Below are 14,463 nucleotides of genomic sequence, written 5' to 3' on the forward strand. Positions count from 1 at the left end.
ACAGTGCCGCGAAAAACTCTAAAAGCGGTTCGACAACAAAGACCGGCGGGATAATATCAGGCAATGACGCGACGTCAGAGCGGTGGACGTTATGAGACGCGACGGGGCCGAGTTGAATAAAATCCTCGAAAAGGCCTTTGAAGACGCTCCCCGGCGGATTGAGGAATTCGTTCCCATTGATGTGGGAAACGGCACTATCAGCAGAACGGTCACGAAAGAAGGGGTGATTCTCATCACCCTGAATATGTCCTTCTTTGAAGATCATGACGCAGAAAGTCAGACGGGTGACGATTATATTTACCTGTGGTTCTGCTTTGGCGAGCGGGTTTCCTGTTCAGTCGGAGAGGAACGGAAAATCTATGATATTGAAAACGGGCAGGCTTGCATCTATGAAGGCAGCGGTTTGATTGAGAGAGTGACTTATCAGGGTGGAAAAACATATAACCTCCGGTGTATGAAGATTCCTGCTTCTTATTACTACGCCATGCTGGGGAAGTATTTTGACTCAAAGGAGCGGGATCGCTACCGGGGAGAAATTACCGGTGACATTACATATATTGACATTGATAACCGGACGGAACATATTTTTACAGAACTGAAGGATTACACGCAGTATCAGAGCGGTCCGGGATATCTGTATCTGGAAAGCAAGATAAATGAACTTCTTTCCCTTGTGCTTGCAAGTGTCTTTAAGGCGGATATCGTAACGGCCTCCCGCCGTCTGGAGAAAAGCAAGGTAGACGCGGCGGTCGAGGCCAGGCGGATCATCGATGACGAGATCCGCAATGTGCCGGGGAGAAATGAACTGGCCAGACTGGTGGGAACCAGCACCACGATTCTCGGAAAGAGTTTCCGGGAGGTTTTCGGAACGTCGATCCATGCCTATGTGATCGATCAGCGTCTGGAGAAGGGTGCGGCTCTGCTGCTGGGCACAGATATGAGTGTGAAGGAAATATGCACCGAGATCGGATATTCAAAGGCGAGTAATTTCGCAGCTGCATTCAAACGGAAATACGGAGTAATTCCATCCCGATACAGAACACAGCTTCAGCAGGGAGGCTCATCCTGAAGCGGAGATATATCCGGAAGTCCGGAAGCGGTTCGGAACATCGGAATTCGGGACAGGTTTAATCCCGGGGAGAAGTTCCGGCACCGGTTCCGACTGAGACCGGGAAAGAGAAATCAGTCTGACGACTTGATTTTTCCAGGGTTGAAACCGTATTTTTTCCGGAACTGACGGGAGAAATGACTTCCGTTGGCGTATCCCACGCGCCAGCATACATCCTGAACGTTATACTGATTGGAGGACAGCAGATCAAATGCTACCTCCATTCTTTTGTCTACGAGGTAGTCATAAACGGTGGAGCCGAACAGCTCCTTGAACCCGGACTTCAGGCGCGTCTCGCTGATGAAGCAGGACTTGGCCAGACTCTTGATGGTCAGAGGACGGGCATACTGCTCGTCGATGATTTCCTTCGCCCGCTGGATGCAGACCCGTTCATCCATGGAGATGTTCGCCGCGACATTATTTTTCTCAAGTATATCGCCGCAGAAGAGGGAAATCAGTTCAAGAACCTTTCCCTCCAGATAACAGGCGCGGTATGCCTCGCTGCACGGCGGGCTGAAGATGCCCGTGAGAGTTTTCTGAATTCCGGGACTGGTAGCGTACTTCTGCATTGATTCTACCGGGAGTTCATCGGGCCGGAGACCGGAATGCTCCAGCGCAGAGCGCAGAAACGGATAGTTACGATCGTGCAGATAGACGCAGACATGACGGTGCCTTGTATCCCGCTGGAAGTAAACGTGCCCTTCCTTCTCAATGCCGAACTGAATGCAGCATTCAAACGGTTTCAGCACGGAAACAAAGTCCTCGTTCCCACAGTACCACTCCATCGGTCCTTCCAGGTTGAAACAAAGGATAATGACGCTTCTGTCCGGAAATGAGAAGCGGACCCGCATATCCTCCGAAGGCGTCATGTCTGTGACACTGAGGCGCGTATAATGGCTGATGCCGAGTTTCCATGAGGAGATGGAGCCTGTCGCCTCGGGAAATTTTTTCTCACTGTATTCGTGGGAGTTTGATATCAGAACATCAAAGGATCCGCCGCCCTCTGTGTGCACATTGTCGCTTACGTATTTTTTTGTCATCACGATCACCCAATCCCTTCTTTTCTAAAAAATATAACAAGTGATTGGAAATACGGCAATCGTACACACCGTTATTTGTTTAAAAAGGGCACAGGTTTACCTTATTTGGGCAAAAAACGACGTGAATTCGGGGGTACGTGAAGGGCAGCGGGAGAGGGAAAAGTACGAAGCTCTGCCCTGTGAAGGTATTGTTCTGCCCCAATAAAGCGGGAATCGCCGGTTTTGTTGCAGAGAGGGTGCATCTTTTGTTAAAATTTTAATGTAAGTACAGCAGGCTGTCTGTCACACACACACTGACAACACATCGAAGAATGATATTCAGTAGTGAATCCGGATTCCCGGATATCATTACAGCACACTCTATAACCACTTCCAGAGAGAATTTACTCAACGGATATTCTTCCTTCAGCCAGCCTGCTGGCTTTTTTATTTCTGAAATTTTCTTTTACTTCGATGCGGATGAGGTATATTAAACAAAGTACACTCATTGAGATACGTTGATTTAAGGGGTGCGCATTAAGTAGTGGATAGAATTTCTTTTTCATGATAAAATGAAATCAGCGTTTACGGAAGAAAGTCCACCACAGAGGCTGAGGACGGAAAGGTTGGAGCATGAGACAGATTCCGGGCTGCGGAAACTGGAGAATTCGGTATGAACAAAAGAACAGCGGTATCGCGATTCTGCGGGCGGAGACCTGCGATGCAGAGGCGGTGCTCCCAGAGGAACTTCTGGGCCTGCCGGTCACGGAGCTGGGAGATTACGCTCTGGCGGCGCGGGATCAGGGAACCCGGGGCGCAGAACTGGAGATGATCGGACGCAGAACCGATCAGGAAGCGGAGTGGTCCAACCGCCGTATGCGCTCGCTGCGTCTTCCCTGCGGGATTCGCCGGATCGGAAATTACGCGTTCATGGGTGCGTTTTATATGGAGCGGTTTGAATTCTGCGATGAACCTGTGGAGTGGGGAGTCAGTCCGTTCATGAACTGCATGGCTCTGCATGAGATTATCGTGAATCGCCCGGGTGAGGATCAGGGCGGTCTGGCAAAGATCTGCGGTGAGACTGACCGGGAGCTGGATGTACAGATCCGGGACGCATCGGGAATGCGGGCGCGGCTGCTGTTTCCTGAATATGCGGAGATATGGGAGGAAAATACGCCGGCCAGACAGTTTGATCATACGACGGATGGTGCGGGATACCCGTATCATCACGTTTTTCGCGACAGAAGGCTGCACTGGAAGGATTATGACGGACTGTGGGAGAAGTCTCGCGAGCGGGGAGGGATCGAAGACGTTCTGACCCGCCTTGCATGGTTCCGGCTGAGATGGCCGGAAGGCCTGGAGGAGCAGCGACGCCGGGCTTATCTGGAATATGTGACGGAAAACAGGGAACGGCTGATGCGCTGGGTTCTGGAAAACGGAGACGGGACGGATCTGAGCCGTCTTCTGGAAATCGTTGTGTACACACCGCAGCAGTTGAGGGAAGGCTGTGATTTCGCCAGAGAAAGCGGAGAGGTGCAGAGCCTCGCCGTTCTCCTGTCCAGACTGCGGGGCGAGCAGCCGGCGGGACGGAGGAAGCGTTTTGAGTTATGATTTGAACCGGATCGGAGAAGAGATTCTCATGGCGGTCAGAAACGAATTATACATGAATTTTCCATACATGGATACGGCATTGTGCGCATTGTCCTTTGTTCCCGGCGAAGAACAGAAGATCACGACCATGGCCTCGGACGGAGACGCTCTTTACTACAGCGGCAGATGGATTGCGGACCGCTATGTCAGATCCAGAACCGGAATGAACAGAGGATATATGCACGTGATCTTCCATTGTATCCTCCGGCACATCGGGAAGGCGGCGGGAAAAGATCCGGTGCTGTGGGACATTGCCTGTGACACGGCGGTAGAGGCGCTGCTGCAGGACCTTCCGTATGACTGTATCGCGGATAGGGACAGAATGCCTGTCCGGCAGAATTTCATTGCGGAGTGCTCCGGAGAAATGAAGGTGGTGACAGCGGAGGGCGTCTATCGGAAACTGCAGAGGGAAGAGCGGGACCGGCTTCAGCTGGGCACACTTGATGCTGCATTCCGCGTGGATGACCACCGGCTCTGGATACCGCAGAATGAACGGCAGCGTCAGCAGCGGGAGCAGCAGGATCAGAAATGGGATAATATGGCGCGCAGGACAATGAGCCTGATGAAGACTATGTTCCGTGAGAATATGGGAAAAGGCCGGGAAGTCATGGACCGGCTTGAGGTCGCTGTTCGCGATGACGTGGATTACAGGAGCTTTCTGAGGCGTTTCGCTGCGCCGAGAGAGGTGATGGAGACGGATCCCGATGCTTTCGACTATATCTATTATACCTATGGACTAGAGCTCTACGGGAACATGCCGCTTGTGGAGCCGCTGGAAACCAGAGAGGAAAAAAGGATTGAGGATCTGGTCATTGCGGTGGACACGTCCATGTCCACATCGGGGGAAACAGTGCGGATGTTTCTGGCGTGTACCTACGCCATTCTGCGCAGCACGGAGACATTTACCAGGAAGGTCAATATCCATATCCTGCAGTGTGACAACAAAGTGCGGGCGGATGACGAGATCCGCGACCTTGATGAGCTGCGGGAATATATGAGCCGCTTCCGTCTGAAGGGAGGGGATACCACGGATTTCCGACCGGTATTCGAATATGTGGACGAGCTTATCGCGGCCGGAGAATTTACATCTCTTCGGGGGCTGATTTACTTTACAGACGGGCTCGGCTTCTATCCGAAGAGTCGTCCGGCTTACGAGACTGCGTTCGTATTTCTGGGGCAGCCGCCGGCTTCGATTCCGGTGCCGCCCTGGGCGATCCGCCTGGTGCTGGAGATACCTGACCTGCAGCGGACACTTGAGAGCGTGGAGGAAGAGGAACCGGAGCTGACAGACTGGGACGAGCTGCCCCGGACATGAGTTCTGCCGGATGCCGGCGAATCGCCGGATGACAATCTTCGCAGTGTGATGTACCTCGCCGTATGACGGTAAATCGCAGTGTGACATACACGGCCGGACAAGATTTTGTTAGAGGAGAAATGCACTATGGCAATGAACATAAAACAGGCGAAACAGGAGATAGAGGATACGCTCAGAGCCTATCTGGCAAAGGATGAGCTGGGAAATTACCGGATTCCGTCGAAGCGGCAGAGACCGGTGCTGCTGATGGGACCTCCCGGAATCGGGAAAACACAGATTATGGAACAGATTGCAGCGGAGACCGGAGTGGGGCTGGTGGCGTATACGGTAACTCATCACACCCGTCAGAGCGCGGTCGGGCTTCCATTTATCGTGCATGAGGCCTACAACGGGGAGGAAGTGTCCGTCACCCGGTACACAATGAGCGAAATTCTCGCCTCTGTTTATGATCTTATGGAGAAGACCGGTCTGGAGCAGGGAATCCTGTTTCTGGACGAGATTAACTGCGTGTCTGAGACTCTGACGCCGGTAATGTTGCAGTTCCTTCAGTACAAAACCTTCGGGAACCGGAGACTGCCGGAGGGATGGCTCATTGTCGCAGCGGGAAATCCGCCGGAGTATAACCGGTCTGCCCGTGCGTTCGATGTGGTGACGCTGGATCGTGTAAAGTATATCGAGGTGGAGGAGGATTTTGAGATCTGGAAGGAATACGCATGGCGCAACGGGCTTCACGGTGCGGTGATCAGTTATCTGGATATCAGGAAAGAGAATTTCTATCGGATTGAAAATACCGTGGACGGGACGCATTTTGCGACGGCCAGAGGCTGGGAGGACCTGAGTGAGATGATTCAGGCCTGTGAGCAGATCGGCGTCAGGGTAGACCGTCAGGTTATAGAGCAATATATTCAGATGCCGGATATCGCCCGCGACTTTGCGGGGTATCTGGATTTGTACTACAAATATCAGAGCACTTATCATGTCGAGGAAATTCTGCGCGGACGCTGGGAGCCGGTGACTGTGCGGACGATGCAGACTGCGCCCTTTGACGAAAAGCTGTCGGTGATGGGGCTGCTGTTTGCCAGATTGTCGGAGGCTGCCGGAAATACGAGGCGGGAGGATATTCTGGCGGACCGTCTGCATCAGGATCTGACCCGGTTCCGCGATGAACTGGAGGACGGCGACGAGGGCGACCGGCGGATGGAAGAACTGGCCGCCGCCCACCGGAAACAGATGCGTCTGGACGCGGAGGCAAACCGTCTCTCCGGGGAGGAACGGGATCTGCGGCAGAGAGAGGTAAACACGCTGGAGAAATATGCGGAGAGGCTCCGGCAGGAAAAGGGGCTGACCGGGAAGGATACGGTAATGGAACTTGTGCGTCAGATGTTTCAGGAGATTCCCGATCGGCGACAGGACCTGATCGACGATACCGGAATTCGGTTCGACAACGCTTTCCGGTTTCTGGAGGCCTCTGTGGGACAGCGGCAGGAGATGGTCATCTTTGTGACGCAGATCACAGCAGGGTTTGATACCAGCTGGTTTGTGGAGAATTTCGGATGTGATGCGTATTATCGCCATAATCGGGAACTGCTGTTTGACGATGTGGAACAGCGGATTCGCGGAGAGATTCAGGCTGCCCGTGAGCAGTCAGGAGATAGGAGGGAGAACTTATGAAATTTCAGATCGTTGACGCTTTTACGGACACACTGTTCGGCGGCAATCCCGCCGGAGTTGTGGTTATTCCGGACGGAAAGGATTATCCGGAGGATGAGGTGATGCGCAGGACGGCGGCGGAGCTTCGGTATTCGGAGACCGCTTTTGTGAAACAGGAGGAGGACGGCGTCTTTCGGACCCGATACTTCACTCCCGCCGCAGAGGTGGAACTGTGCGGCCATGCGACCATCGGATCTGCCTATGCGCTTATGCGGTTCGGAATGGCGCAGCCGGGAACCGTAATCCGCTATGAGACACTGGCCGGAGCTATCGATATCGTTCTTCGGGAGGACAGCATCCTGATGGATATGGCAGATCCTCAGGCATATGGAACTATTGAAGGCGAGGAGGCCGTGAAGGAACTGTATCGCATCATGGGAATCGAGGCAGAAGGACAGGGCGTCTGGGAAAAGGATCCTGCTGTATATTTGAAGCCGGAGAAAATCTCCACCGGGCTGATTGATATCATGCTTCCGGTGAAGGACGAGGATGAACTGGAGCGGATCAATCCGGACTTTCCGGCGCTGACAGAGCTTTCCCGCAGATATGATGTGGTTGGGGTTCATGCCTTTACCGTCAACGGAAAAGACGGCTTTATTCACGCGCGGAACTTTGCGCCCCTGTATGACATCGATGAAGAGGCTGCCACAGGCACCTCCAACGGCGCTCTGGCTTATTACCTGTACCGTTATGGCATTCTGCAGCCGGATACCGTCAATACGGTGATTCAGGGAGAGAAGATGGAAAGACCGTCGCGGATCGCCACACAGATTGTGCTGCAGGACGAACAGCCGAAAATCAGGGTAGGCGGACTTGCGGTCACGCTGGCAGAAGGCGAAATCGACATTTAGTGTTGCAAATGTATACGGGGTGCATACAAAGAAGAAATCAGCTAACATCGAATTAAAATATCGGAATTGATTGACAATATGTCGGATGAATGGTACAATATAACAAATGAGGTTGCGGAGGAAACATGTTGCGATCAGTTTCACAGCAATCGAAAAATGTTATTGTGCAAAAGGGGGAATTATGAAATTTTTAGCTGGAGTTATTTTAGGGATATTTTCTATTACGCTTATTTTGGTTCAGAGTTTTTTTATTACATGGTCTTTGGCCTACCCACAAGTGCTATTTTTTATCACAACCATCATTTCGATTTTAATTACGATAATTCTACTTATACAATCAAAATCAGAAAAATAATGTTATGAAAGAACATGGAGTATTAAGGATGAGAAAAATTTTAATTAGCATGACTATGATTTTATCGTTATTGACGATTCCTGTAATTTCTTTTGCATGAACTAATGAAGAGCCAGTTATTGTACCAACCGGAGGAGTGTATCTATCTAACGATGATTGGGATACATTAGATGCACAAACTGAAACAGGCGGGGAAATATATAAAGCTCCAGCAGGGAGTTATGTAACATCCACTGTACTCAGCAGTTACACAGAAAAGAATAAGTTCATTGGGTATAACAGTTCTACGCCTGACTGGAGCAAGGCGAAGGGTTATACCCTGCATAAGGGATGGACTTATAGTTTTTCTGCTTCGATAGAAACAAAATGGGGAACAGCTGGTGTAAAGGGTTCATATAAAACAGGTGTTGATATTCACTTTGCTGCAAATCCAAAAAAAGCCTCACGCTTAGCGATTAAATCTGATGTTAAAGTCAGCAAAATACAGTACAAAAAATGGTCTAACGGTAAAGTAATAAAAACATGGACGGGATTATCCACGAAACCTGTTGGAACGAAAACTCACTATGTCAAATATAAATAGGTCTAATTTTTAAACGTTAATATCGAATTTGCAAATGGGGTAAAATAACACAAAAGAAAGACCGAACATCATGTCATATAAAGTATTCTCTACCAAATATATATTTATCCAGCTGGGGTTTGCCAGCTGGATTTTGTATGGCAAACTTTCTATTGAGTAGGTATGATCTTAGAGTTCATTCTATTGAGTTGAAAATGTATCAACAACTTAACGAACGAAAAATTTCGTTTTCACGCACGAAGAAAAAAAGAAAAATTAGTGGTTGACAAACGGAATTTCCTGCGATATTATACTTATTGAATTGAATATTACCAAAGACTTTGACGGAGACAGTAGATTTGTATCAGAAGGTCAAGCGAGCCGGGGATGGTGGAAGCCCGGTGCCGAGAAAGATACATTTTGAAAATCACTCCTGAGTTGCAGAGCTGAAGCTGGGCGATGAGGCTGCCGGACAGGCGGGCGCTCCGGTAAGTAAGTTCTGACGGGCCTTCCCCGTAATCGGAAGAGCATATGATGGTATGCGTCGTAGCAGGTGGTTTACAAGCGAAGAATCTATCTCCGTCCTGATACAGGGCGGAGTTTTATTTTGTACGGGAGCACCGCGGCTGACAGTCTGCTGCATCGACGCTGAAACAGGAGGCAAGAGCATGGAAAACGAAAAGAAAACAGTAGAGATCAGATGGCACGGAAGAGGCGGTCAGGGCGCCAAGACCGCATGTCTGCTTCTGGCAGACGCGGCGTTCAGCTCCGGAAAGCATGTGCAGGGATTCCCGGAATACGGTCCGGAGAGAATGGGCGCGCCGATCACCGCCTACAACAGAATCTCCGACACGGAAAATCTGGTGCACTCCAATATCTATCATCCGGATTACGTGGTGGTGGTCGATGAGACGCTGCTTCATTCAGTGGATGTTACGGCGGGGCTGTCGGAGGACGGAGCCATCATCATCAACAGCACGCGGGAACCGGAGGAGCTGAGGAAGCAGCTGAAGGGCTACAAAGGCAAGGTCTGCGCGGTGGATGCGGAAAAGATTTCACTGGAGACACTGGGAAAGAATTTCCCGAATACCCCGATGCTGGCGGCGACCGTCAAGGTCAGCGATGTGATCGACAACAAAAAATTCCTTCACGACATGGAAGGCTCCTTCCGTCATAAATTCGCGACAAAGCCGAACGTTATCGACGGCAATATGAAGGCGCTGCGGATGTCGATGGAGCAGGTAAAAGTAGGATAAGACCACGAACAGAAAAGGCAGGTAGAGATGTTCAGATCAGCAAAAGATATCAATGAGAGGAGCACCTGGCAGGAGCTGACGCCGGGAGCGGAAATTTATGAACCGGCGACCTCAAAGCTTGTGATGACCGGCGAATGGAGAACCATGACTCCGGTGTTCGACCCGGAGCGCTGCAAGCAGTGTATGCTTTGCGTTCCCTATTGCCCGGACGCGTCGATTCCGGTGAAGGACGGAAAGAGAACGGACACGGACCTGGATCACTGCAAGGGCTGCGGGATATGCGCAAAGGTCTGTCCCTTTGAAGCAATCAGAATGGAGCTGGGAGGAAAGTAATGGGAACGAATACGAGATTAAGCGGCAATGAAGCCGTGGCATACGCAATGAAGCAGATCAATCCGGATGTGATGGGAGCATTTCCGATTACACCCTCCACAGAGATTCCGCAGTATTTCGCATCATATATCGCAAACGGCGAGGTCGATACTGAGTTTGTACCGGTGGAGTCGGAGCATTCTGCGATGTCCACATGCATCGGAGCATCCGCGGCGGGAGCACGGGCGATTACCGCCACTTCCTCCGCCGGCCTGGCGTTTATGTGGGAACTGCTGTACGTAGCAGCGTCCAGCCGCCTGCCGATTGTGATGGCGGTGGTGAACCGGGCGCTGACCGGCCCCATTAACATCAACAATGACCACTCCGATTCCATGGGATGCAGAGATACCGGGTGGATTCAGATTTACGCGGAGAACAATCAGGAGGTCTATGACAACTATCTGCAGGCCATGCCCATTGCGGAGCATTGCCGGCTTCCGGTCATGATCTGCCAGGACGGGTTCATCACCAGCCACGCGCTGGCGAACATCCAGCTGCTGGAGGATGAAGAGGTACGAGGCTTTGTCGGAGAATATAATCCGGAGCATTACCTGCTGAATCCGCAGGAGCCGCTTGCGGTGGGCCCTTACGGCGTTTCACCGTATTATATGGAAATCAAGAAGGCGCAGGCAGAGGCAATGAAGGACGCCAGAGAGCGTATCCGTCAGGTGGGAAAGGACTTTGGGGAACTTTCCGGACGATTCTACGACATGATTGAGGAGTACCGGATGGAGGATGCGGAATTCGCGGTGGTTGTCATCGGTTCCTCAGCGGGAACCGGAAAGGCGGCCGTCAATATGCTCCGGGAGCGCGGAGTGAAGGCGGGGCTGGTTAAGCTCCGTGTGTTCCGTCCCTTCCCGCGGGAAGAACTGGCGGCGGCACTGTCCGGATGCAGAGCGGTCGCGGTCATGGATAAGGCAGAGGGATTTTCGGGCTGCGGAGGCCCGGTGTTCGCGGAGACCCGGTCGGCGCTGTATGATGCGGAGACAAGACCGCTTATGGTGAACTATGTATACGGTCTGGGCGGACGCGATGTGACGACTGATACCTTTGAGACGGTGTTTGACGCACTGCAGAAGATCGCGGAAGACGGGCATGTCGGCGAGACATACAGACATATCGGTGTCAGGGAGGAATAAATTATGGGATACAGTCTTAGAGAAGAATTGAATAAACAGCCCCGTCTGGCGCCGGGACACAGGCTGTGTGCCGGATGCGGTGCGGGAGCGGCGGTGCAGGGCGTGCTCCGTGCTCTCGACGAGGGGGACAAAGCAGTGGTCAGCAACGCGACCAGCTGCCTGGAGGTTTCCACATTCATCTACCCGAATACGGCGTATGAAGACAGTTACATCCACAGCGCCTTTGAAAACGCCGCTGCAACGACAGGGGGTGTGGAAACAGCTTATCGTGTACTGAAGAAAAGAGGAAAACTGAAGGAGAACTTCAAATTCATCTGCTTCGGCGGCGACGGAGGAACTTACGATATCGGTCTTCAGTCCCTGTCCGGCGCGATGGAGAGAGGCCACGACATGGTTTACGTCTGCTACGATAATGAAGCGTATATGAATACAGGTATCCAGAGATCTTCTGCGACCCCCCGGTTCGCGGATGCCACGACGACGCCGGTCGGTACCGAGAGTTACGGAAAACGCCAGAACAAAAAAGATCTGACGCAGATCATCGCAGCGCACGGGATTCCGTATGCGGCGCAGACCACTATGATCGGCGATTTCCGGGACCTTCACAATAAAGCGCACAGAGCTATCTATACCGAAGGACCCTGCTTCCTGAACATCCTCGCGCCCTGCCCAAGAGGCTGGAGGTATAATATGGAGGACATGGCGGAGATCTGCAAAAAGGCGGTGGATACCTGCGTCTGGCCCATGTACGAAATTGTCGAAGGACGCTGGCACCTGACGTATGAACCGAAAAAGAAGCTTCCCGTCGAGGAGTTCCTGAAAATGCAGGGAAGGTTCCGCCACATGTTCAAGCCGGGAAATGAATGGATGCTGGAAGAGGCTCAGCAGTATGTGGACCGGAAGTGGGAAGAGCTTCTGGAGCGATGCGAGTAGAAACATCATGAAGAAGGAAGAACAGCTGATCCTCGCCCAGGCAGAGGACAAGATCGAACAGAGCCGTACTCGCGGATATATCACCTGGACGCCTTTTCTGGACAGTCATCAGCAGTCTGTACTGCGAAAGGCGATCGCCCGGGAGGATACCGGAGTGTCGCTGGAATTTTACGGCGGATATGACGATGCAGAGAGGGTGATCCTGGCCTGCGTTCCGCCGTATCTGCAGCTGGAGGAGGCGGAGCCTCTGACCGTGCTTCGGGTATCTCGTGTGAAGTCGGGAGGGAAACCGCTGACCCACAGAGATTATCTGGGTTCCCTCACAGGACTCGGCATTCGCAGAGAAATGACCGGAGACATTCTGGTTCGCGAGGACGGAGCCGATATCATCGTTCTCCGGGACATTGCGGAATTTATCCTCAACAATTACAACAAAGCCGGAAAAACAGAGCTCTCCGTGGAACAGAAGTCCATCGGAGAGCTTATCGTTCCGCCGGTACGAAGCGTGACGGTTCATACCACTGTAGCTTCCCTGCGGCTGGATAATATTTTGTCGTCCGGGTTTGGAATTTCCCGCACAAAAGCAGGCGCGGCAGTCCGTGCCGGACTTGTCTCTGTGAATCATACAGAGGCTGAAAAACCGGATATGAATGTCGGTGAGGGGGATCTTGTGACGATGCGCAAAAGCGGGAGAATCCGGGTCACGCAGGTCGGTGGACGCTCCCGGAAAGATCGCGTCTATGTGACGCTGGAAAAATACGGACGATAACGGACGCTGCGACGCTATAGGTCAGCGTCCATTTTTTTTCTCGCCTGAATTATTTCCTTTCTTTCCTTCTGTGCCTGCCCGTAAGCGCGGTTAATCAGTTTGCGCCTCAGCCGGTTGTGTGTGATGTAGGGTCTCACTGGAGCGTGGAAACGCGTGCGGCGAACCGCAATGTCGTAAGGCGTCTGGCTATCTTTGTACTGCTCAGAGCCGTCCCAGATGTGCGGGAGACCGTTTTTGTTCAGAAAATCCACATAATGAGCGAACCGCTCACGGTGTCCGCGGATGACGGAGGAAAAATCAGTCTCGTCATAGAGTCCGAAAAGATCTCGGACATCGTATGCTTCCCGGACAGTCCGGTGCGGAATGTTGTGATATTCAGCCAGCTCCAGAACGCGCATATCCGGAGCGAAAATATAGGTGGGAACGCCGGACAGCACACTGATGATATTCCCGTGGATTCTTGTGCCGAAGGTGAAGTCGCCTTTCTTTATGAACCTGATCCAGGAGGGAATATTCAGGAATCCGCGGATCCGGCCTGCCCTGCAGATCGGATCGTCTTTTGTGAGCGGATAAGTTCCCGCATCCTTATCGGCATTGATTTTGTCGAGGGGCTTTCCTGCGTACAGGAGCTTGAAATCATAGTAGTTCTGCGGCACAAACCAATAATCCTCAAAGGGCTGAAGCAGCCGTTCGAGGAGATGATGTACCGCCGCAGGCAGCGCCAGTTTGCGGTTGAAATTGATTCTGCTGCGTGGTGTGAGATCGTGCTGCTGCGGCGAGGGGAGATCTTCGCCGAACATGAACATGGACGGACATCCGATGATTTCGAAATGACGGCCTTCCGAAAAGCCGAGGTTCTTCAGATATTTCGCCGTATATTCGCCGCGTATGCCGATGGTTGCGGAATGCTCCAGCACAGAACTCACGAAGAGCTTCGCCTGCTCGTCCACCTCCGGCCGGGTGGAAAATTTACCGTTCAGCTTCGCCTGACATCCGACGCCGGTGACGATGCAGGGGAGATCCAGACGTTCCACCATGCGGCGAAGATTCGTCAGTTCAGTCAGAAATCCGGTTCGGAACGCGTTGGCCAGAGGGATTACAAAGTAGTCGTACTGATCCTTCAGACGGTCGATTTCGTAATCGCGGAACCCCTCGTTCCGTGTGTTGATGAAATCGATCTGAGTGTTTTTTTTCATCAGCGCCCGCATGACTGAGGCCTGAAAAATCATATTTCCGGAATTCGATCCTATTGTGTTGTCTCGGATCAGTTCACTGATCGTCGGGTTGGAAAGCGGGGGCTTGAATGAAAAGGTAACTTCCACATTTAAGAGAAAAACGACCGGCAGAGGCTGGTTTCATAAAATCAGGTATAGGAATCAGGCCTGAAATGCTGTAAAATTCAATTAGCCAATACGGGTTCATTG

General features: G+C 52.0%; 13 protein-coding genes. 11 read left to right on the top strand and 2 right to left on the bottom strand.

Going from position 1 to position 14,463, the window contains the following annotated elements; all coding sequences use genetic code 11:
- Window positions 1-91 precede the first annotated feature (91 nt).
- Entirely contained in the window at window positions 92-1,069 is a 978-nt protein-coding gene (locus FYJ64_RS10945; protein WP_154575166.1) for a helix-turn-helix domain-containing protein, read from the top strand.
- 113 nt (window positions 1,070-1,182) lie between these two features.
- Here FYJ64_RS10945 and FYJ64_RS10950 read toward each other — a convergent pair whose 3' ends face one another.
- Window positions 1,183-2,148, bottom strand: coding sequence for a helix-turn-helix domain-containing protein (locus tag FYJ64_RS10950; RefSeq protein WP_154575167.1), 966 nt, complete (start codon window positions 2,146-2,148; stop codon window positions 1,183-1,185).
- 612 nt (window positions 2,149-2,760) lie between these two features.
- Between FYJ64_RS10950 and FYJ64_RS10955 the strand changes: the two genes are divergently transcribed.
- The 10 genes from FYJ64_RS10955 to FYJ64_RS11000 all read left to right on the top strand — a co-directional run bounded on the left by FYJ64_RS10955 (window position 2,761) and on the right by FYJ64_RS11000 (window position 13,039).
- Window positions 2,761-3,738 carry a hypothetical protein gene (locus tag FYJ64_RS10955; protein ID WP_154575168.1) on the top strand — a complete coding sequence of 326 codons (978 nt, stop codon included), beginning with the start codon at window positions 2,761-2,763 and terminating at the stop codon, window positions 3,736-3,738.
- A complete protein-coding gene (locus tag FYJ64_RS10960) occupies window positions 3,728-5,092 on the top strand; it encodes a vWA domain-containing protein (RefSeq protein WP_235897180.1) in 1,365 nt (454 codons plus the stop codon). Before FYJ64_RS10955 ends, FYJ64_RS10960 begins: the two co-directional genes overlap by 11 nt.
- 126 nt (window positions 5,093-5,218) lie before the next feature.
- The gene (locus FYJ64_RS10965; protein WP_320616197.1) at window positions 5,219-6,763 is read left to right on the top strand and encodes an ATP-binding protein; all 1,545 of its coding nucleotides are present in this window, start codon (window positions 5,219-5,221) and stop codon (window positions 6,761-6,763) included.
- On the top strand, window positions 6,760-7,653 hold the full coding sequence (locus FYJ64_RS10970) for a PhzF family phenazine biosynthesis protein (protein ID WP_154575169.1): 894 nt from the start codon (window positions 6,760-6,762) through the stop codon (window positions 7,651-7,653). The genes FYJ64_RS10965 and FYJ64_RS10970 overlap by 4 nt, the downstream gene beginning before the upstream one ends.
- 491 nt (window positions 7,654-8,144) lie before the next feature.
- Window positions 8,145-8,591 (top strand): hypothetical protein, encoded by a 447-nt coding sequence (locus tag FYJ64_RS10975; RefSeq protein WP_154575170.1) that lies wholly within the window; start codon window positions 8,145-8,147, stop codon window positions 8,589-8,591.
- Window positions 8,592-9,238: 647 nt separating this feature from the next.
- On the top strand, window positions 9,239-9,826 hold the full coding sequence (locus FYJ64_RS10980) for a 2-oxoacid:acceptor oxidoreductase family protein (RefSeq protein ID WP_154575171.1): 588 nt from the start codon (window positions 9,239-9,241) through the stop codon (window positions 9,824-9,826).
- 27 nt (window positions 9,827-9,853) lie between these two features.
- On the top strand, window positions 9,854-10,159 hold the full coding sequence (locus FYJ64_RS10985) for a 4Fe-4S binding protein (protein WP_075712365.1): 306 nt from the start codon (window positions 9,854-9,856) through the stop codon (window positions 10,157-10,159).
- Window positions 10,159-11,337 carry a pyruvate ferredoxin oxidoreductase gene (locus FYJ64_RS10990; RefSeq protein ID WP_154575172.1) on the top strand — a complete coding sequence of 393 codons (1,179 nt, stop codon included), beginning with the start codon at window positions 10,159-10,161 and terminating at the stop codon, window positions 11,335-11,337. Before FYJ64_RS10985 ends, FYJ64_RS10990 begins: the two co-directional genes overlap by 1 nt.
- A 3-nt stretch (window positions 11,338-11,340) precedes the next feature.
- Complete coding sequence (locus FYJ64_RS10995; protein ID WP_154575173.1) at window positions 11,341-12,270, top strand: thiamine pyrophosphate-dependent enzyme; 930 nt, start codon at window positions 11,341-11,343, stop codon at window positions 12,268-12,270.
- The gene (locus FYJ64_RS11000; protein ID WP_206045659.1) at window positions 12,227-13,039 is read left to right on the top strand and encodes a YlmH family RNA-binding protein; all 813 of its coding nucleotides are present in this window, start codon (window positions 12,227-12,229) and stop codon (window positions 13,037-13,039) included. Before FYJ64_RS10995 ends, FYJ64_RS11000 begins: the two co-directional genes overlap by 44 nt.
- Before the next feature lie 14 nt (window positions 13,040-13,053).
- Here the strand turns inward: FYJ64_RS11000 and FYJ64_RS11005 are convergent, their stop codons facing one another.
- Window positions 13,054-14,268, bottom strand: coding sequence for a polysaccharide pyruvyl transferase family protein (locus tag FYJ64_RS11005; RefSeq protein WP_206045660.1), 1,215 nt, complete (start codon window positions 14,266-14,268; stop codon window positions 13,054-13,056).
- Window positions 14,269-14,463 lie beyond the last annotated feature (195 nt).

The sequence above is a fragment of the Hornefia butyriciproducens genome (genome assembly GCF_009695915.1).
GTDB lineage: Bacteria > Bacillota > Clostridia > Peptostreptococcales > Anaerovoracaceae > Aminicella > Aminicella butyriciproducens.